This is a genomic window from Duganella hordei (genome assembly GCF_040369125.1).
GTDB classification, from domain to species: Bacteria; Pseudomonadota; Gammaproteobacteria; order Burkholderiales; family Burkholderiaceae_D; genus Rugamonas; species Rugamonas hordei.
Window position 1 is genome coordinate 1 of the sequence record NZ_BPWI01000005.1, and the last position, 19,161, is coordinate 19,161.

Genomic DNA, 19,161 nt, shown 5'->3' on the forward strand with positions numbered 1-19,161 from the left:
TTTAAAAGAGCCGGCGCCGGGGGCGCGTGCTTGCCCCCCCCCGTCCCCCCCCCCCCCGCCGGTTTTGGCCCGGGCGGCGGCGGTTTTGCCGCGTCCGCCGCCGCCACTACGACCGCCGCCACCGCCGTTGCGATGACCCGGCGCGCCGCTGCGCAGCTGCACCGGTTGCGGACGGGCGTTCGGATCCGGCTCGAAGCCAGGAATCACTTCGCGCGGCAGGGTTTGCTTGATCAGCTTTTCGATATCCTTCAGCATGTCGTGCTCGTCCACGCAGACCAGCGACACGGCTTCGCCGGTGGCGCCGGCGCGGCCGGTGCGGCCGATGCGGTGCACATAGTCTTCCGGAATGTTCGGCAGGTCGTAGTTGACCACGTGCGGCAACTGGTCGATGTCGATGCCGCGCGCGGCGATGTCGGTGGCGACCAGCACCTGCAGCTTGTTGTCCTTGAACTCGGACAGCGCCTTGGTGCGCGCCGACTGGCTCTTGTTGCCGTGGATGGCCATGGCGCCGATGCCGTCGCCGCCCAGCTGTTCAACCAGCTTGTTGGCGCCGTGCTTGGTGCGGGTGAACACCAGCACCTGGTTCCAGTTGTTGGACTTGATCAGGTGCGCCAGCATCGGGTGCTTCTTGTCGCGGTCGACCGGGTGGATCAGCTGGGCGATCACTTCCACCGCCGAGTTGCGGCGCGCCACTTCGATCATTGCCGGCTTGTTCAGCAGGCCGTCGGCCAGCGCCTTGATCTCGTCCGAGAAGGTGGCCGAGAACAGCAGGTTCTGGCGCTTCGGCGGCAGCGCCGCCAGCACTTTCTTGATGTCGCGGATGAAGCCCATGTCCAGCATGCGGTCGGCTTCGTCGAGGATCAGGATTTCCACCTTCGACAGGTTGACGGTGCGCTGTTCCATGTGGTCCAGCAGGCGGCCAGGGGTGGCGACCAGGATGTCGACGCCGTGCTTGAGCTGCTTGATCTGCGGGTTGATGCCGACGCCGCCGAAGATCACGGTGGAGTTGAGCTTGGTGTACTTGCCGTAGGTGCGCACGCTTTCCTCGACCTGGGCCGCCAGTTCGCGGGTCGGGGTCAGGATCAGCGCGCGGATCGGACGCGCGGTGGTGTTGCTGGTGATTGCCGCGCCGTTGGCGTCGGTCGACAGGCGGTGCAGGATGGGCAAGGTGAAGCCGGCGGTCTTGCCGGTGCCGGTTTGTGCGCCTGCCAGCAGGTCTCCGCCATTCAGGACTGCGGGGATCGCCTGCAGCTGGATAGGGGTGGGCGTGGTGTAGCCGGTTTCGGTTACAGCACGGACGATAGCGTCGGACAAACCGAGGGAGGAAAATGACATGATGACTTTTTGTTAAGATAGGCCTGTCGCTATTGAAAGCGCCAGTCGCAGGCAATCAGAGTGGATGACACTGCGGCTAAAGGACTGGTCAGAGGCGCCGCAAGCCTGAGTATAACAGCTTAACTTGCTTTATGTTTCACTTAGGAAATGAAAAGGGCCCGGATGGGCCCCTTTTTTTGTAACAAACTTTCCACTATCAACAATTAAGCCTTGGGCTGCTCCGCGAACGGGGTCAGCAGGCCGACCATCTGGCCGAAGATCTTCGGGCTGGCGGCGATGATGTCGCCCTTGTACAGGTAGTCGGACTCGCCGCTGAACTCGCCGACGATGCCGCCGGACTCGGTCACCATCAGCGAGCCGGCTGCGATGTCCCAGGGCTTCAGGCCTTTTTCATAGAAGCCGTCGAGGCGGCCGGCGGCCACGTAGGCCAGGTCCAGCGCGGCGCTGCCCGGGCGGCGCACGCCGTGGCAGCGTTCGGCCATGATGCCGTACATCTTCAGGTATTCGTCCAGCGCCTTGGCGTTGCCTGCCACGTAGCCGGTCGACAGCAGCGCGTTGGCGATGCGGTCGAGCTTGGTGACGCGGATGCGCTTGTCGTTGAGGTAGGCGCCGGCGCCCTTGGTGGCGGTGAACAGGTCGTTGCGCACCGGATCGTAGATGACGGCCTGCGTGATCACACCGCGCTGCGACAGCGCGATCGAGATCGAGTATTGCGGGAAGCCGTGCATGAAGTTGGTGGTGCCATCGAGCGGGTCGATGATCCAGGTGTATTCAGTCTCGTCGTTGGCGTTCTTGGAAGCGCCCGACTCTTCGGCCAGGAAGGCGTGGTCGGGATAAGCTTTGGACAACACCTCGATGATGGCCTGTTCGGCGGCCGTGTCGACATCGGTGACGAAATCCTTGTGGTTTTTCTCGTTGACGATGACGCGGTCGAGGTCGAACGAAGCGCGGTTGATGACGGCGGCGGCGCGGCGGGCGGCTTTGATCGCCGTGTTGAGCATTGGGTGCATGTAAGCTTTTCCGTTAAAAGAACGCTAACGCCCACCGGGGGCCTGAGCCTGCCCGGCAGCACATTAGGGTACAAGAGTGAATTAAAGAGCGGAGCGGCGACGACAGGGTAAAATCCCGGGGAATTTGTGTATCGATACCGCGCAATAGCGCTATTTTAAATGAACCTGCCTCAAATCAACACCAATCTTTTCAAACAGCTGCGATTTATTCTGGTCGAGACCAGCCGCGCGGGCAATATCGGGGCCGTGGCGCGGGCCATGAAAACCATGGGTTTCAGCGACCTGGTGCTGGTGACGCCGCGGTTCGACAACGCCTTGCAGGACGCCGAGGCGGTCGCTTTCGCCAGTGGCGCCCAGGATATCCTCGAAGGCGCGCGGGTGGTCGGCAGCATGGCCGAGGCGCTCGACGGCATCAACTTCGCCGCCGCCGTCTCGGCCCGGCTGCGCGAATATTCGCCGCCGGTGCTGACGCCGCGCCAGATGGCGGAGCAGCTGGCGGCCCAGCCCGAGCTGCGCGCGGCGCTCATCTTCGGCAATGAGCGGTTCGGGCTGCCGAACGAGCTGGTCGAGAAGTGTAATGTGCTGATCAATATTCCAGCCAATCCGGACTATTCGTCGCTGAACCTGTCGCAGGCGGCGCAGGTGCTGGCCTACGAATGCCGCATGGCGGCGCTGGACGGCGCCCCGAGCGCGCGCCAGCCGGCCGGCGACGCCAACGAGATCGGCTTCCAGGGCGAGGCGGCCAGCGTGGAACAGATCGAGGGCATGTACCAGCACCTGGAGCAGGCGCTGGTGGATATCGGCTTCCTCGACGCCGCCAATCCGCGCAAGCTGATGCCGCGCCTCAAGCGCATGTTCGCCCGCGCCCAGCTGGAGAAGGAAGAAGTCAACATCCTGCGCGGCATCGCCCGCCATATGACCGGCAAGCCCAGGAATTAAGGCCTGCGCCATTAAACGTTACTAGACGCCGCCCTCTATTTTTTGCCGTCTAGGTTCTCCATCCGTTCACGTACACTAGCTGGATTAAAAAAATACAGACGGACGGAGACATGACCACCCGCAGATCTTTCCTGAAGATCGGCGTGGCCGGCGCGATTACCCTCGCTGCCGGCGGCGCCATCTATCGCATGGCGAATCCGCCTGCCAGCGACACCCCCTTCAAACTGGACGGCGAAGCACAAGCCGTGCTGGCCGCGATCATCCCGGCGATGCTGGCCGGCGTGCTGCCGTCCGAGCCGGCCGCGCGCGCCGCCGCCGTCACGGCCGCCACGGCGCGCACCCAGGCCGCCATCCTCGGCCTGCCGCTGGCCACGCAAAAGGAAGTGCGGGACCTGTTCGGCCTGCTGGCGCTGGCGCCCGCGCGGCGCTGGCTGGCCGGCGTGTCCGGCAGCTGGGAGCAGGCCGATCCGCAGCAGGTGGCGGCCTTCCTGCAAAGCTGGCGCACGCACCGCCTCGGCCTGCTGCAGACTGGCTACATGGCGCTGCATGATTTGATCCTCGGCCCCTGGTACGCCGATCCGTCGACGTGGGAATCGATCGGCTATCCCGGTCCGCTGAAGGAGCTGCTGAAATGATTACCGCGAATATCCCCATCGCCGCGCCCAAGGGCGTGATACCCGATCCGATCCAGGCCGGGCTGGCCGCCGGCTGGCGCGTCACCGACTGCTCGCGGCTCGACGCCGACAGCACGCTGGAGGCGGACGTGGTCATCGTCGGCAGCGGCGCCGGCGGCGGCGTCACCGCCGAGATCCTGGCGCTGTCCGGCCTGCGCGTGCTGATCGTCGAGGAGGGCGCGCTGCGCACGTCCACGGACTTCAACATGCGCGAGGCCGAGGCCTATCCGCAGATGTACCAGGAGTCGGCCGCGCGCAAGACGCGCGACAAGGGCATCAACATCCTGCAGGGCCGCACCGTCGGCGGCAGCACCACCGTCAACTGGACCAGCAGCTTCCGCACGCCGGACATCACGCTGGCGTATTGGACTAAACAGTATGGTTTAAAGGACTATGCGCCGGCATCGCTGGCGCCGTGGTTTGGCATGATGGAGCAGCGCCTGAATATTTCCGACTGGTCGGCGCCGCCCAACGAGAACAACGACATCCTGCGGCGCGGCGCGGCCAAGCTGGGCATTCCGACCGCGCTGATACGGCGCAACGTCAACGGCTGCTGGAACCTGGGCTATTGCGGCATGGGTTGTCCGACCAACGCCAAGCAGTCGATGCTGGTCACGACGATCCCGTCGGCGCTGCAAAACGGCGCCACCTTGCTGACGCGCGCGCGCGCCGAACGCTTCGTCCTCAAGGGCGACAAGGTGGTCCAGCTCGATTGCGTGGCGCTGGACGCGGCCGGCCTGGCGACCACCGGCCGCCGCGTCACGCTGCGCGCCAGACACTTCGTCGTCGCCGGCGGCGCCATCAATTCGCCGGCGCTGCTGATGCGCTCCGGCGCGCCCGATCCGCACGGCCTGCTGGGCAAGCGCACCTTCCTGCATCCGGTGGTGATCTCGGCCGGCACCTTCGAGCAGCGCGTGGACGGCTACGCCGGCGCGCCGCAAACGGTGTATTCGGACCACTTCCTGCATGCCGATCCGATCGACGGCCCGATGGGCTACAAGCTGGAAGTGCCGCCGCTGCATCCGCTGCTGCTGGCCACCACCACCGCCGGCTTCGGCGCCCAGCACGCCGGCGACATGGCGCAGTTCCCGCACAAGCAGGTGATCCTGGCGCTGCTGCGCGACGGTTTCCACGCCGACGCGCCCGGCGGCAGCGTGGCGCTGGCCGGCAACGGCGCGCCGGTGCTCGATTACCCGATCACCGACTTCGTCTGGGACGGCGCGCGCCGCGCGCTGCTGACGATGGCCGAGATCCAGTTCGCCGCCGGCGCCAAGGATGTCGCGCCGGTGCACGAGGCGGCGCTCAAGTACACCAGCTGGGCGCAGGCCAGGGCCGGCATCAACGCGCTGCCTTTCAAGCTGCTCGCCACGCGCGTGGTGTCGGCGCACGTGATGGGCGGCTGCGCCATGTCCGACGACCAGCGGCTGGGCGTGACCGGCGCCGACGGCCGCTATCATGGACTGGGCAACCTGTCGGTGCACGACGGTTCGCTGTTCCCGACCTCGATCGGCGCCAATCCGCAGCTGTCGATCTACGGCATCGTGGCGCGGCTGGCCAGCGGACTGGCGCAGCAGCTGACCGGCAAGCCGGCGGCGCGGCCCGTCAAGGCCTGAAACCGCGACAGGCGCGGTATGATGGCGGCATGATCAAACGTCTGATTATCCTGTTGCTTGCGCTGCAAGCCGGCGCCGTGCTGGCGCTGGCGGCCGGGCTGCACCACGTGTGGCGGCCGGCCTGGGAGGCGCCGCTGAACCCGCCGTTGACGGCGCTGGCCTATGCCGGCATCGGCATCGCCATCGTGTTGCTGGTGCGGCTGCTGATCTCGGCCAACAACTTCCTGATGAGCTCGCGCGCGGGCAGCGCCACGCCGCCCGACCACGCGCTCAATCCGCTCCGCGCCGCCGCCTTGTTCCTGCATGAATTCAGTGCCTCGATGCTGACCTCGTCCTACTACATGCTCAAGCCGCTGGGCCTGCGGCTGCAGCCGCAGGCGCGCGGGCTGCCGGTGCTGCTGATCCATGGCTACGCCTGCAACAGCGGCTACTGGACCCCGATGAGCGCCTTGCTGACGCGCGCGCACATCAGCCACTACGGCATCGACCTGGAGCCGCTGGGCGCTTCCATCGACGACTACGCGCCGCAGGTGCAGCGTGCCGTCGAACAGTTGTGCGAAGCGACTGGCAGCGCGCAAGTCATCATCGTCGGCCACAGCATGGGCGGGCTGGTGGCGCGCGCCTACCTGCGCCGCTACGGCCACCAGCGCATCGCCCGCGTCATCACGCTGGGCACGCCGCACCACGGCACCGCGCTGGCGCATTTCGGACCCGGCAGCAACGCGCTGCAAATGCGCGTCAACAGCGCGTGGTTGGACGGCCTGGCCGCATCTGAGGCAAATTTGCAACGTAGCATGTTCAGCTCAATTTATTCTGTCCATGACAACATTGTCGCGCCCCAGGATTCCAGCGATTTGCCCGGCGCGCGCAACCTGGTGTTCGGCGCCATAGGCCATGTCGCGCTGGGCCGCCATCCCGACATCATGCGCTGTGCGCTGGCCGAAATCGAATCGGTGGCGCAGGTGTGATTTTGTGTGATTTTTCCCGTTGATTGTTGCTGTATGGTTACTCATATGCATCTTGGTAAGTGGTGAGGCGCACACGCGCAGAACGGATTTACGAGTTAGTATGATGACTTGATCCACGCCAAGTCGCTGGATGTCGAAAGAGGGAGCCTTAACGTGTCTGCACGCATCCTGATCATAGAAGACAATGCCACCAACATGGAGTTGATGGTGTATCTGTTGCGCGCGTTCGGCTACACCCCGCTGTCGGCCGCCGACGGCGAGGCCGGCGTGGCGGCCGCGCTGCGCGAGGTGCCCGACCTGATCATCTGCGACGTGCATCTGCCCAAGCTGGACGGCTACGGCGTGGTGGCCGCGCTCAAGGCGGACCCGACCGTGCGCCACATTCCGACCCTGGCGGTGACCGCGCTGGCGATGCTGGGCGACCGCGAAAAACTGCTGGCGGCCGGCTTCGACGGCTACATCGGCAAGCCGGTCGAGCCGGACACCTTCGTCACGCAAATCGAGTCTTTTTTGACCGGGGCGGTGTCGACCCCGGCTAAAAACGACATCGCCACCATCCTGATCGTGGACGACCATGTGCTCAACCGCGAGTTCCTGATGACCTTGCTTGGCTACGGCGGCCACCGGCTGCTGGAGGCGTCCAACGGCGCCGAGGGCCTGGCAATGGTGCTGGCAGAGCGGCCGGACCTGGTGATCTCCGACATCCTGATGCCGAACATGGACGGCTACGAGTTCGTCACCCGCATGCACGGCAATCCGGACACGGCCGACGTGCCGGTGATCTTCTACACCGCCACCTACCGCGAGCGCGAGGCGATGGCGGTGGCGCAATCCTGCGGCGTGCGCTGGGTGCTGCCCAAGCCGTCCGATCCGGAAGTGATACTGGCCACCGTCAACGAGGCGCTGGGGCTGGCCGTGGCCAGCGAGGAAGAAACGCTGCCGGCGTTCTCGCCGGAGCCGCCGCAGGAGGGGCGCTTCCACAACATCGACGACCAGGTGGCCGGCTACCTGGGCGAGCTGGAATCGAGCAGCCAGCTGATCACGCAGCTGGCCCGCGGCCCCGATGCGGACCGGCCGGAAAACCTGACGCTGATGACGCAGCGCCTGACCAGCTCGCTCTCCAGCCTGCAGGCGGTGAGCCTGCGCCTGACCGCGCTGATCGAGCTGGGCATCGAACTGGGCGCCGAGCGCGACCCGGGCGCGCTGGTCGACATCGGCTGCCGCGTGGCGCAGAACATCTGCGTCTCCAAATACGCCTGCATCGGCGTGCTGGAAAGCGGCGCGACCGAGCTCAGTTATTTCGCCAGCTGCGGCGCCGGCATGCCGGCCCGGCAGATCATCCAGGCGCCGCGCGCCGGCGTGCTGCGCGGCTTGCTGGAACAGCGGCAAGCCTGCCGCATCAACGATCTCGACGGCGACCCCGCCAGCATCGGCCTGCCTGCCGGCCATCCGCCCGTGCACTCCTTCCTCGGCGTGCCGATCGCCTCGCGCGAGCGCACCCACGGCTGGCTCTACCTGGTCGACAAGCTGGGCGCCGACGGCTTCTCCGAGGTCGACGAGCGCGTCGCCGCCACCGTGGCCGCGCAGATCTCGGTGGCCTACGAAAACCTGCTGCTGTACGAGGAAATCAAGCGCCACCACGCGCAGCTGACCCTGGACATGAACGCCCGCATCCGGCTCGACGAGGACCTGCGCCGCTTCCGCCTGGCGATGGACGCCACCGCCGACGCCATCTTCCTGGTCGACCGCGCCGGCATGTGCTTTGTCGACGTCAACGTCACCGCCTGCCGCATGCTGGGCTACGAGCGCGAGGACTTCCTCAAGGTCGGCCCGAACAAGTCGGTCGAATGCGACCTGAGCAAGCTGGAAGAGCTGTACGACAAGCTGCTGTCGGGCGACCAGAGCGGCGCCATGACCGAGCTGCTGGTGCACCGCAAGGACGGCTCGCCGCTGGCGGTGGAAGTGCAGCGCCGCACCTTGCGCTCCGGCCCGAGCTGGATCCTGGTGGCGGTGGCGCGCGACATCACCGAGCGCAAGGAGGCCGAGCAGCGCCTGCTCAAGCTGGCGCACTTCGACACGCTGACCGGCCTGCCCAACCGCAGCCAGTTCTACGATTCGCTGACCCACTCGCTGCGCCAGGCCGCCGAGCACCGTTGGTCGCTGGCGGTGCTGTTCCTCGACGTCGACCGCTTCAAGAACGTCAACGACACGCTGGGCCACACCATCGGCGACGAGCTGCTGCGCCAGTTCTCCAGCCGGCTGGTCGACTGCCTGCGGGTGCGCGACACCATCGGCCGCTTTGGCGGCGACGAGTTCGCCGCCATCCTGATGCTGCCCGAGGGCGCGCAGAACGCCATCGCCGTGGTCGACAAGATCCGCGAGGCGCTGCGCCGGCCGTTCGACCTGAAGGGCCACGAGGCGACGGTGACGGCCAGCATCGGCATCGCCGTCTACCCGGACGACGGCACCGATCCCGACACGCTGATCCAGTATGCCGACACCGCCATGTACCGCGCCAAGGAGGCGGGGCGCGACGCCTTCCGCTTCTTCACCGCCGAGATGAACGCGCAGTCGCTGGCGCGGCTGGACCTGGAGAACGCGCTGCGGCGCGCCATCGACAACGAGGAATTCGTGCTGCACTTCCAGCCCAAGGTGCACATCGCCAGCGGCCGCGTCAGCGGCGCCGAGGCGCTGATACGCTGGAAGCGGCCGGGCCACGGCATGGTGTCGCCGGCGCTGTTCATTCCGATTCTTGAAGAGACCGGGCTGATCGTGCGGGTCGGCACCTGGGTGCTCAACGAGGCCTGCCGCAAGATCGCCGAATGGGGCAAGTCCAACGCCGGCGCCGTGCATCTGTCGGTCAACGTGTCCGGCATCCAGTTCTTCGTCGGCGGGCTGGAGGAGGAGGTGCTGAAGGCGATCAAGGAGCACGGCATCGCGCCCGACCTGCTCGAGCTGGAGCTGACCGAAAGCTCGCTGATGTCGAACGCCGAAGAAACCATCACCGTGCTGCAGAACCTGAAGGCGCTGGGCATCCAGATCTCGATCGACGACTTCGGCACCGGCTATTCGTCGCTGGCCTACCTGAAGCGCTTCCCGATCGACAAGCTGAAGATCGACATCGCCTTCGTGCGCGAAGTGACCAGCAATCCGGACGACGCCGCCATCGTGCTGGCCATCATCAACATGGCGCACAGCATGAAGCTGGAAGTGATTGCCGAGGGCGTCGAGAAGGAGCCGCAGCTGGCCTACCTGCGCCGCCATGGCTGCGACGAGATGCAGGGCTATTACTTCAGCCGGCCGCTGCCGGAGGACGAGTTCGAGGCGATGCTGCGCTCGGGCCACTACCTGCAGGCGCCGGCCGACGACAACATCGTCGACCAGCAGACCCTGCTGATCGTCGACGACGACGCCTTCATGCTCGACGTGCTGACCGATTTCCTGTCGCAGGACGGCTACCGCATCCTGACCGCGCAGACGGCGGCCGAAGGCTTCGACATCCTGGCCCAGCACCGGGTGCAGGTGATCCTGTGCGACCAGTGCATGCCCTTGATGAGCGGCACCGAGTTCATGGAGCGGGTCAAGAACCTGGCGCCGGACACCTTCCGCATCATGCTGTCGGCCTATGCCGACCTGACGCCGATCATGGCGGCCATCAACCACGGCGCCATCGACCGCTTCTACACCAAGCCGTGGAAGGGCGCCGTGCTGCGCGAGAACATCCGCGAAGGCTTCCGCCTGCATGCCCAGGTGCATGGCGGCGCGGCCGTCGTGCATCCGCCGCTGGCCGTCACCGCGGACATCAAGGAGTAAGTTTGGGCATTTTCGACTTTTTCAAATCGACCCCCTCCCCAGAGAAGTTTGCCCGACTGGCCATGCAGGCCTTTGCCGACAGCGGCCGCGCGGGACCGCTCAGCTTTGACGCCGACGAATTCCGGCTGGTCGGCGGCAGCGGCAGCGCCGAGATCTTCAATCTGCACAACGCCTACCGCGACTATTGCGCCGCCGACCGCAAGCGCCGGCCCGACGTGCTGGCCCACTACATCCGCAGCATGCAGGCGCCGGAATTGCCGGCCACCTTCGCCGAGGCGCGCGACGGCCTGCGGCCGGTGCTGCGCGGGCGCGCCATGATCGAATACATGCGGCTGACGCAGGCGGGCCAGGGCGGGGCGCAGTCGTTCATGGATGGCGCGGCGCCGTTCAGCGCGGACAGCGTGCTGATGCTTGCCTACGACAGCGCGCATTCGATCCAGACGCTGTCGGCGTCGGCGCTGGTGGACTGGGGCGTGTCGTTCGACGTGGCGCTGGCCGCCGCGCTGGACAATCTGCGCGACATGACGGTGGCCAACTTCGTGCCGGCCGCGCCCGGCGTACTGGTGGCGGCGTGGGACGATTCGTACGAGGCGTCGCGCATCCTGCTGGCCGACATGTTTTTCCGGCTGGAAGTCGGCGGCGACCCCATCGTCATGATGCCGACGCGTAGCCGCCTGCTGGTGGCGTCGTCCAACAACAGCGCGGCGCTGCTGGCGATGCTGGCGCTGTCGCGCGGCTACGCCAGCGATGAGGGCCGCGTCATTTCCGCGCTGATGTACCGCTTCGAGCAGGGCAAGGCGGTGGAATACCTGCCGGCGGACGCTGAGGTGCGGGGGCAACTGGAGCAACTGAAGAAAATCTACCTGGCCGACGACTACGCCTCGCAAAAGCAGTTGCTGGACAAGGCCTACGAGCGCGACGCCATCGACGTCTTTGTCGCCACCTGCCAGCTGGTGCAGAAAACCGATACCGGACGCCTGATCAGCTACGGCGTCTGGACCGAGGGCGTCGACACGCTGCTGCCGCAGGTCGACCTGGTGGCGCTGGTGCGGCCGGACGATGACAGCGAGACGGGCGAGGGCAGTCCCAAGCTGGTGGCCTGGGACGATCTGCGCGCCAGCATTCATGAGCTGGCGCACAGCGAGGAGGGCTACCCGGCCCGCTACCGCCTGAAGAACTTCCCCAGCCGGGAGCAGTTCGACGCGCTGGCGTCGCGCGAATTCTGACGAGCGAAAACAAGCAGCACGAAGATCGGCAATGGGCGCATCGTTCGATGGTTGCCTTGGGAAAAAGTCAATTGCCCTGCTGATTTTCTGCTATAGTGTCTGATTGATAATATAGTCTAGAAAGCGCATGCGCGGATTTTCGGTTCTGATATGCGCCATCGCGGCGTTGATGCACGGCGCATTGGCTGCGCCCCTTACTATCGACCAAGCGGTCAATCCCCTCAGCACGTACTCACTCAGTTTATCGCCGGACGGAAAGCACATCGTCGCCATCGGCAATAACGGCACCAACACGGGACTACTGCTCTACGATACGGAAACATTGACTCCGCGCCTGGTGTTTGAAGGGCGTCGCGTTACCGAGGGATATTGGAGTTTCCACAAGACACCGATCGCAGTTACATGGGTGGACAACGATCTGCTCGCGGTGGATTACGGTATCGAAGCAGAGTCGGTCCTGCTGGACGGGAAGAAGGTGGCTGATATTGGCCAGGCAGTGATCGGCAAGGCCGAGCTCGGTAGTCCGCATTCGCCTAACCTGCTGGTGTACACCGATAGGGAGGATGGCGACATCGGACTGGTCAACGCCCGAACCGGCGCCATGAAGAAATTCAGCTATCCTCGTGGCAAAGCGATCAAGTGGGCGTTCGATAAGCAGGGAGAATTGCGCGCTGTAACGCTGGTTAACTCGGCCTTCTGGAACGATGTGTCCAAGGTCTCCAACTGGTATAAGCGTTCCGCCGCTGCTGAGTGGGAAAAACTGGCCGAGTTTGCCATCAGCGAAGATTACTGGGTGCCGCTGTTTGTCCCGGATGCGCCTGACACGCTGGTTATTTCGTCCCGCTCGGGGCGCGATACCTACGCCATTTTCTCCTACGACACCAAACACCACGTGATCGGCGAGATGATGGCGGGCCATCCCAAGCAGGACATCCTCGAGGTCAATGGAATCGATCAGACTTCGTTCGACCAGGTGTCGACCCGAGGCCTGAAGCCGCAGCAAGTCTGGTTCAATTCTGCCTGGCACGCGGTTCAGCAAGCCATCGATCAAGCTCTGCCGCTGCGCTTTAACGAGATCACGGGCAATCCTAAGGGCATGGTGCTGGTGCATTCCAGCAGCGATATTGATCCGGGCTTGTGGTATCTGGCGGATATGAGCACTGGACAGATGCGCTTGGTGACCGCCACCAGGCCGAAGCTGGCCGATGCCGACATGCGTCCGATGGAAACGCTCACATATGACGCTGCCGATGGACTCAAAATTCCCGCCTTCTTGACGCGTCCTGCTGGCAAGCCAGGCAGGACGCCGTTGGTGGTACTGATCCATGGCGGCCCGATGGCGCGCGATTATTGGGGATGGAACGCTGAGGTGCAAATTCTTGCCGCTCACGGCTATGCCGTGTTCCAGCCGCAGTTTCGCGGATCTGCCGGCTTCGGACGGCGCTTTCAGGAAGCGGGATTTGGGCAATGGGGCTTGGCGATGCAGGATGACATTACGGCTGGCGTTGAATACCTGATCAAGCAGGGTATCGCAGACCCGAAGCGCATTTGCATTGCGGGCGCCAGCTACGGCGGCTACGCGGCGCTCTGGGGTCTGATCAAGACGCCGGATCTGTATCGATGCGGCGTCAGCTTTGCCGGCGTCTCCGATATCGAGTATATGTTTCACGATAGCTCTGATCGCACGGGCAATAAGGTGACCCGCGAGTTGATGCTGACCCATATCGGTGACGCCCGATTGAACAAGGAGCAGTTCGACCAGGTTTCTCCGCTCAAGCATGCCGGCCGCATCAAGGCGCCGGTCCTGTTGATGCACGGTGAGGACGATGTTCGCGTGCCCATCGCACACGGCATAAAGATGAAAAAGGCCCTGGAGGCGCAACAGAAGAACGTGCAGTGGCTGACCTTTGAAGAGGAAGGCCATGGCCTCTATTACGTCCGCAACGAGATCACTTATTACAATACCTTGCTGGAGTTTCTGGATAAATACATGGGTGTGCCGGGCGCTCAGCCATCACCTTGAAAAATCCTACATCCGCATCGTGTCATCAAAATCGAGCGCGAGCGGCCGCATTAGAAACCCTGTTCTAGTTTTGCTATCTACAATAAAATGACGGCAATGCAAAACCACGGGATGTTCAAATGGCTAAGAAGTTGAAGAAGAACGACGACCAGCAGACGGCTGAAGTTGTACGCATGTCGTCGCAGGAAATCTGGCAGGCCGGCCTCAGCGCCTTCGCCAAGGCGCAGGAGGAAGAGGGCAAGTTCTTCTCCATGCAGTTGTTCGAGGAGCGCGTGTTGCGGGCGCTGAGCTCGATCGGCGTGCCGACCGCCAAGGAAGTCGAGGCGCTGAGCCTGCGCATCGACGAGTTGACGAAGCAGGTGGCGGCGCTCACCCCCAAGCCGGCGCCGAAGAAGGCCGCCGCCAAGCCGGCAGCGAAGCCTGCAACCAAGCCTGCCGCCAAGGCCGCCAAAAAGCCCGCCGCCAAGCCGACGACGCGCGCCAAGGCCAAAACAGCCGCAAAATAGCCGACGTTAGCGATATTTTGGCGTATCTTTCGCCATCAGGCACGCATGTGCACGCAAAGCGGCGTGTAGATGTTTCTAAGAATGGGGCATCGGTGTTATGCTTGCAGGAGAATAAACAGAGGTCTCATTGCTATGCTACAAAAAGCACCCCGCCGTACCCGCGAACGCATACTTGAATTGTCATTGCGCTTGTTTAATGAATTCGGCGAACCGAATATCACCACCACGGTGATCGCCGAAGAGATGAATATCTCGCCGGGGAATCTGTACTACCACTTCCGCAACAAGGACGACATCGTCAACTCGATCTTCGTCCAGTTCGAAGCCGAGATCGAACGCATCCTGACCGTGCCCAACGGCCGCCGCTCGAACATCGAGGACGTCTGGCTGTACCTGCACCTGATGTTCGAACTGATCTGGCGCTACCGCTTCTTCTACCGCGACCTCAACGACCTGCTGTCGCGCAACCGCAAGCTCGAGCTGCACTTCAAGCAAATCCTGGCGCACAAGATCAAGGTGGCCAAGCAGCTGTGCGAAGACTTGCGCAGCGAAAAGTCCCTGGAAGCCTCGGACACCGCCATCGACGCCATGGCCACCAATATGGTGGTGGTGGCGACCTACTGGCTGTCCTACGAATACGTGCGCAACCCGCGCAAATACAGCGAGCAGCAATCGATGGCCGACGCGCTGGCGCGCGGCTGCTACCAGGTGCTGTCGCAGATCGGCCCGTATCTGCGCAACGAAACCAGTTTGCTGTTCCAGAAACTGTCCGAAGAATATCTGAAGAAGCTGAAGTAAGCTCACGGAGTCTGTTATGGCGTGGAACCCCTTTCCTTATCCCGATCCCGCATACCAGTACACGCCGGCCACGCTGGAAGCGGCCTGGCCGCTGTTGCATGGCGGCGACCAGGAACCGTTCCCGAGCAATCCGGCGCTGGTGCAGGCCTGGATCTGCTTCCACGCCGGCGAGTTCGAACGCGCCGCGCGGCTGGGGCTCGACGTCGGCGTGAACGGCTACTCGGTGGCGCACAAGGCCATCTGCATTTACGCGCACTACCTGGAGAGCAGCCCGCAAAAAAAGCTCGCCACCTTCGAGTGCGTGGCCGAGCGCTGCGAGCGGCAGCAGCGGGAGCAGCCCGATAATTCGTCCGGCTACTACTGGCACGCCTACGCGCTGGGCCAGTATTCGACCGGCATCTCGGTGGTCAAGGCGCTGGCCCAGGGCCTGGGCGCCAAGGTGCGCAACAGCCTGGAGTCGGCGATCAGCCTGTCGCCGCAGCGCTCCGACGCGCACATCGCGCTGGGCGTGTACCACGCCGAGATCCTCGACAAGGTCGGCGCCATGATAGGCGGCCTGACCTACGGCGTGAAAAGGGAAGAATGCTACAAGCAGTTCGAGGCCGCGCTGGCGCTGACGCCGCAATCGGCCATCGCCCGCATGCGCTACGCGCGCGCGCTGGTGATGCTGGAGGGCAAGCGCAAGCAGGCCGACGCGCTGCGCCTGTATGAAGAAGCGGCGCATTGCAGCGTCCACGACGCCATGGAGCGGCTGGACGCGGATGCCGCCAAACGAGGACTGGAAGAGGAAAAACAGCAGTGACGAAGACGATTTGTGTGTATTGCGGCGCCAACGCCGGTGTGACGCCCCGTTATGCGGAGGCGGCGCGCGCCCTGGGCCGCGCGATGGTGGACAACAACCTGGCGCTGGTCTACGGCGGCGGCAATGTCGGACTGATGGGCATCATCGCCGACGAAGTGCTGCGGGTGGGCGGCGAGGTGACGGGCGTGATTCCGACCGCGCTGGTCGAACGCGAAGTGGGCCACACCGGCCTGACGCGCCAGTTCATCGTCAAGGACATGCACGAACGCAAAGCCATGATGGCCAGCCTGGCCGACGGCTTCATCGCCATGCCGGGCGGCATGGGCACGCTGGAAGAATTGTTTGAAATGCTGACCTGGTCGCAGCTGGGCATCCACAGCAAGCCGGTCGGCCTGCTGAACGTCGACGGCTTCTACGACGGCCTGATCGGCTTCATCCGGCATGCGAGCGAGCAGGGCTTCATCCGCCCGCAGCACGCGGCGCTGATGATGTCCGCGGCCGATCCGCAAGCGCTGCTGCGGCTGCTCAAGGCCTAGGCCGGCGATTCCGCCGCGGCCAGGCTTGATGCGGCGGAAGCCAGGCGCGGGTGCAGGAAGGCCTGGCGTATGCTGCCCAGCAGCGCCGCGTGGTCCCACGGCTTGGTATAGAAACGATCGATGGTCCCCCTGTTGACGGCGGCCATCATGTCTTCCAGGTTGGTCTCGCCCGATAACACAATTCTGAAGGTGTCCGGATACATGGCTTTGACCCTGTCCAGGAACACCGTGCCCTCCATTTCGGGCATGCTCTGGTCGCACAGGATGACCTGGATGTCGTTCTGGGCCAGCGTCTCGAACGCTTGGGCTGCCGATTGCGCCAGCAGCACGCGGTATTGCTCGCCGCCTAGTTCGGTTGCCAGCAGTTCCCGCATAAAGGGGTCGTCGTCCACGATCAGCAAGGTTTGCCGCGTCATGTCCGCTGTCGTCGGCCGCTCCAGCGTCTTGTGCGACAGCATCAGCTGGGCCGTCAGCGCGGCAGGCAGGGGGCGGCTGACCAGGTAGCCCTGGATCTGGTCGCAATGATGGCGCAGCAGATAGCTTTGCTGGGCCGGCGTCTCGACACCCTCGGCGATCACCACCAGGTTCAGGTTGTGCGCCATGGTGATGATGGCTTGCACGATGGCTGCGTCGTCCGGATTGCTGGTCACGTCGCGGATGAAGGCGATGTCGATCTTCAGCTTGTCGATCGGGAAGCGGCGCAGGTAGGCCAGGCTGGAATAACCGGTGCCGAAATCGTCGATGGACACCTTCACGCCCCGTTCGCGCAGGTTGTGCAGGCAGTGTATGGTGCGCTGGGTGTTCATCATGAGCGACGTTTCCGTCAGCTCCAGTTCCAGCAGCCCGGCGGGAAGATTGTTGTCGGCCAGCGCGCGCATGACATCGGCCTCCAGGTCGCCTTCGATGAACTGGCGGCCGGCGACGTTGACCGAGACCTGAACCGGGCCCACCTCGCCCAGTTGCCATTCCCTGATCTGGCGGCAGGCGGCCGCGATGACCCAGCTGCCGACGCGGACGATCATGCCGCTCTCTTCCAGCACCGGGATGAACAGCGCCGGCAGCACCAGCCCGTGGCCGGGACGGGCCCAGCGCAGCAGCGCTTCCAGGCCGACTACCGCGCCGGTGCTCAGCGATACCTTGGGCTGATAGTGCAGTTCGAATTCCTCACGCTCGATGGCCTTGCGCAGCGCGCCTTCCAGGTCCTGGCGCTGCAGCACATCGATATTCATCTGCGCAGTGAAGAAACGGTAAGTGTTGCGGCCGGCGTGCTTGGCCTGATACATGGCGGTGTCGGCGTACTTGATCAGGGCGTCCGTGTCACTGCCGTCGTCGGGATGGATCGTGATGCCTATGCTGGCGGTCATGATCACTTCGTAGCCCTGCAAGTCGAACGGCGGGTGCAGCGCGTCGCGGATCTTGGCGGCGACCAGCGCCGCTCCCTGGTGGCCTTGCTCCATCACCAGGATCACCCCGAACTCGTCGCCGCCCAGCCTGCCGATGGTGTCGCGCATGCGCACGCAGGTCATCAAGCGATTGCTGAACTGGATCAGCAGCTCGTCGCCGATGGCATGGCCCAAGGTGTCGTTGACATTCTTGAAGTGATCGAGGTCGATGAACATCACCGCCACCTTCCAGTCTTGCTGACTGGCCAGCACGACCGTCTTGCGCAGCGTCTCGTAGAAAAAACTGCGGTTGGGCAGGCCGGTCAGCGCGTCGTGGCTGGCCTGGTGCTGCAGCCGTTGCTGCGCCTGCTTTCGTTCGGTGATGTCGCGCACCACGCTGACGATGATCCAGTCGCTGCCGGATGGCATGGCCTGGCGGCTCACCTCGACTTGTATCAGTGAGCCGTCCTTGCAATGCAATGCCGCTTCGCTCAGCGTCTTGCTGACCTGCCCGGCGATCACCGTATCGTAAACTTGTTCCAGCGCCTCGCGCGTGACCGCGCCCAGCGCCACCGGTCCCAGTGCCAGGATCTCGGCATGCGTGTAGCCAAGCATGCTGCAACTGGTGGCGTTGACCTCGATGAAGCGCATCGTGTCGCGGCTCACCAGCATGATGGCGTCGGCGGTGGCGTCCATCGCCGCGCGGAAGCGCTGCAGATCGGCCGTGCGCGCCGCCACCTGCTGCTCCAGCACGAAACTGTGCTCCTGCAGATCGCCGAAAGCCTTCAGGCGCAACAGGTTGCGTACGCGCAGCCACAATTCGGTGCGGTCGACCGGCTTGGTCAGGAATTCCTCCGCGCCCGCCGACAAGCCCGCCAGGCGGGCACCGCGCTCGCCATGCGCGGTCACCATGATGATGGGAATATTGGCGGTGGCGGGGTTGGCCTTCAGGATGCTGGCGACCTGGTAGCCGTCGATGCCGGGCATCATAATGTCGAGCAGGATCAGGTCCGGGGCCGAGTGGGCCACCGCGCTGAGCGCCTCTTCGCCGCTGGCGACACTTTCAGTCTGGTAGCCCTCGGGGCGCAGCAGTACTGCAAGCAAGCGGCGGTTCTGCGCTTCGTCGTCGACGATAAGAATGGTGGGGGCGGCAAGGCTCACGGTGCGCCTCCATCGGGCAGCAGGGCGTCGATCATCGCGTAGAGCTGGCGATAGCCCAGAGGCTTGGCGATATAGGCGTCGCATCCGGCCTGGCGGCTTTTTTCCTGATCCTCCTTCATCGCCATGGCCGTCAGCGCGATGACGGGGATGCCGGCAGTCACCAGATCATGCTTGAGGATGGCGGTGGCGGCCAAGCCGTCCATGCCGGGCAGCTGGATATCCATCAGGATCAGGTCCGGCAGTTCGGTGCGGGCGACCAACAGTCCGGCTTCGGCGTCCACCGCGCACAGTACGCTGTGATGAGCATTGCGCAGCAGCAGCGACGCCAGTTTCATGTTCGCCGCGTTGTCTTCTATCACCAATACCCTGGCCATG

Annotated in this window: 15 protein-coding genes; 11 read left to right on the forward strand and 4 right to left on the reverse strand. The window is 64.3% G+C overall.

The genetic code is table 11. From position 1 onward, the window contains the following. Together ABWW33_RS13065 and ABWW33_RS13070 are read right to left on the reverse strand one after the other, a co-directional pair. Positions 1–1,335: DEAD/DEAH box helicase (locus ABWW33_RS13065; protein ID WP_353402027.1), on the reverse strand; the 1,335-nt coding region annotated here is incomplete at its 3' end. A gap of 203 nt (positions 1,336–1,538) precedes the next feature. Next, positions 1,539–2,336 carry an inositol monophosphatase family protein gene (locus ABWW33_RS13070; protein WP_176654060.1) on the reverse strand — a complete coding sequence of 266 codons (798 nt, stop codon included), beginning with the start codon at positions 2,334–2,336 and terminating at the stop codon, positions 1,539–1,541. A 168-nt stretch (positions 2,337–2,504) separates the two neighbouring features. On the opposite strand from ABWW33_RS13070, the gene ABWW33_RS13075 reads away from it, so the two are divergent. From ABWW33_RS13075 to ABWW33_RS13125, 11 genes are all read left to right on the forward strand, one after another. After that, positions 2,505–3,284 carry an RNA methyltransferase gene (locus ABWW33_RS13075; protein WP_353402029.1) on the forward strand — a complete coding sequence of 260 codons (780 nt, stop codon included), beginning with the start codon at positions 2,505–2,507 and terminating at the stop codon, positions 3,282–3,284. Positions 3,285–3,394: 110 nt separating this feature from the next. Further along, positions 3,395–3,919: a hypothetical protein gene (locus tag ABWW33_RS13080; protein ID WP_353402030.1), complete on the forward strand. Its 525-nt coding sequence runs from the start codon at positions 3,395–3,397 to the stop codon at positions 3,917–3,919. Next, positions 3,916–5,571 carry a GMC family oxidoreductase gene (locus ABWW33_RS13085; RefSeq protein ID WP_353402032.1) on the forward strand — a complete coding sequence of 552 codons (1,656 nt, stop codon included), beginning with the start codon at positions 3,916–3,918 and terminating at the stop codon, positions 5,569–5,571. Before ABWW33_RS13080 ends, ABWW33_RS13085 begins: the two co-directional genes overlap by 4 nt. 29 nt (positions 5,572–5,600) lie before the next feature. Then, positions 5,601–6,539 (forward strand): esterase/lipase family protein, encoded by a 939-nt coding sequence (locus ABWW33_RS13090; protein WP_353402034.1) that lies wholly within the window; start codon positions 5,601–5,603, stop codon positions 6,537–6,539. A 153-nt stretch (positions 6,540–6,692) separates the two neighbouring features. Next, entirely contained in the window at positions 6,693–10,352 is a 3,660-nt protein-coding gene (locus ABWW33_RS13095; RefSeq protein WP_353402036.1) for an EAL domain-containing protein, read from the forward strand. A gap of 62 nt (positions 10,353–10,414) precedes the next feature. Continuing rightward, positions 10,415–11,578: a DUF1444 domain-containing protein gene (locus ABWW33_RS13100; protein WP_353402038.1), complete on the forward strand. Its 1,164-nt coding sequence runs from the start codon at positions 10,415–10,417 to the stop codon at positions 11,576–11,578. Positions 11,579–11,705: 127 nt separating this feature from the next. After that, positions 11,706–13,601 carry a S9 family peptidase gene (locus tag ABWW33_RS13105; RefSeq protein WP_353402039.1) on the forward strand — a complete coding sequence of 632 codons (1,896 nt, stop codon included), beginning with the start codon at positions 11,706–11,708 and terminating at the stop codon, positions 13,599–13,601. A gap of 119 nt (positions 13,602–13,720) precedes the next feature. Further along, positions 13,721–14,107, forward strand: a complete 387-nt coding sequence (locus ABWW33_RS13110) for a phasin family protein (RefSeq protein ID WP_353402041.1) — start codon at positions 13,721–13,723, stop codon at positions 14,105–14,107. Positions 14,108–14,239: 132 nt separating this feature from the next. Beyond that, positions 14,240–14,905: a TetR/AcrR family transcriptional regulator gene (locus tag ABWW33_RS13115; protein WP_008446927.1), complete on the forward strand. Its 666-nt coding sequence runs from the start codon at positions 14,240–14,242 to the stop codon at positions 14,903–14,905. A gap of 16 nt (positions 14,906–14,921) precedes the next feature. Beyond that, entirely contained in the window at positions 14,922–15,707 is a 786-nt protein-coding gene (locus tag ABWW33_RS13120) for a hypothetical protein (RefSeq protein ID WP_176653664.1), read from the forward strand. Next, complete coding sequence (locus tag ABWW33_RS13125; RefSeq protein ID WP_176653665.1) at positions 15,704–16,243, forward strand: LOG family protein; 540 nt, start codon at positions 15,704–15,706, stop codon at positions 16,241–16,243. Before ABWW33_RS13120 ends, ABWW33_RS13125 begins: the two co-directional genes overlap by 4 nt. On the opposite strand, the gene ABWW33_RS13130 is transcribed toward ABWW33_RS13125, so the two are convergent. Next, positions 16,240–18,786: an EAL domain-containing protein gene (locus ABWW33_RS13130; protein WP_353402044.1), complete on the reverse strand. Its 2,547-nt coding sequence runs from the start codon at positions 18,784–18,786 to the stop codon at positions 16,240–16,242. The two genes, ABWW33_RS13125 and ABWW33_RS13130, sit on opposite strands and share 4 nt — an antisense overlap. Continuing rightward, the gene (locus ABWW33_RS13135; RefSeq protein WP_353402046.1) at positions 18,783–19,160 is read right to left on the reverse strand and encodes a response regulator; all 378 of its coding nucleotides are present in this window, start codon (positions 19,158–19,160) and stop codon (positions 18,783–18,785) included. Before ABWW33_RS13135 ends, ABWW33_RS13130 begins: the two co-directional genes overlap by 4 nt. Position 19,161 lies beyond the last annotated feature (1 nt).

Coding starts and splice junctions, on each gene's coding strand:
- ABWW33_RS13085 (WP_353402032.1), top strand. CDS start 3,916: ATGATTACCGCGAATATCCCCATCGCCGCGCCCAAGGGCGTGATACCC.
- ABWW33_RS13115 (WP_008446927.1), top strand. CDS start 14,240: ATGCTACAAAAAGCACCCCGCCGTACCCGCGAACGCATACTTGAATTG.
- ABWW33_RS13105 (WP_353402039.1), top strand. CDS start 11,706: ATGCGCGGATTTTCGGTTCTGATATGCGCCATCGCGGCGTTGATGCAC.
- ABWW33_RS13075 (WP_353402029.1), top strand. CDS start 2,505: ATGAACCTGCCTCAAATCAACACCAATCTTTTCAAACAGCTGCGATTT.
- ABWW33_RS13090 (WP_353402034.1), top strand. CDS start 5,601: ATGATCAAACGTCTGATTATCCTGTTGCTTGCGCTGCAAGCCGGCGCC.
- ABWW33_RS13135 (WP_353402046.1), bottom strand. CDS start 19,160: ATGGCCAGGGTATTGGTGATAGAAGACAACGCGGCGAACATGAAACTG.
- ABWW33_RS13120 (WP_176653664.1), top strand. CDS start 14,922: ATGGCGTGGAACCCCTTTCCTTATCCCGATCCCGCATACCAGTACACG.
- ABWW33_RS13110 (WP_353402041.1), top strand. CDS start 13,721: ATGGCTAAGAAGTTGAAGAAGAACGACGACCAGCAGACGGCTGAAGTT.
- ABWW33_RS13100 (WP_353402038.1), top strand. CDS start 10,415: ATGCAGGCCTTTGCCGACAGCGGCCGCGCGGGACCGCTCAGCTTTGAC.
- ABWW33_RS13070 (WP_176654060.1), bottom strand. CDS start 2,336: ATGCTCAACACGGCGATCAAAGCCGCCCGCCGCGCCGCCGCCGTCATC.
- ABWW33_RS13080 (WP_353402030.1), top strand. CDS start 3,395: ATGACCACCCGCAGATCTTTCCTGAAGATCGGCGTGGCCGGCGCGATT.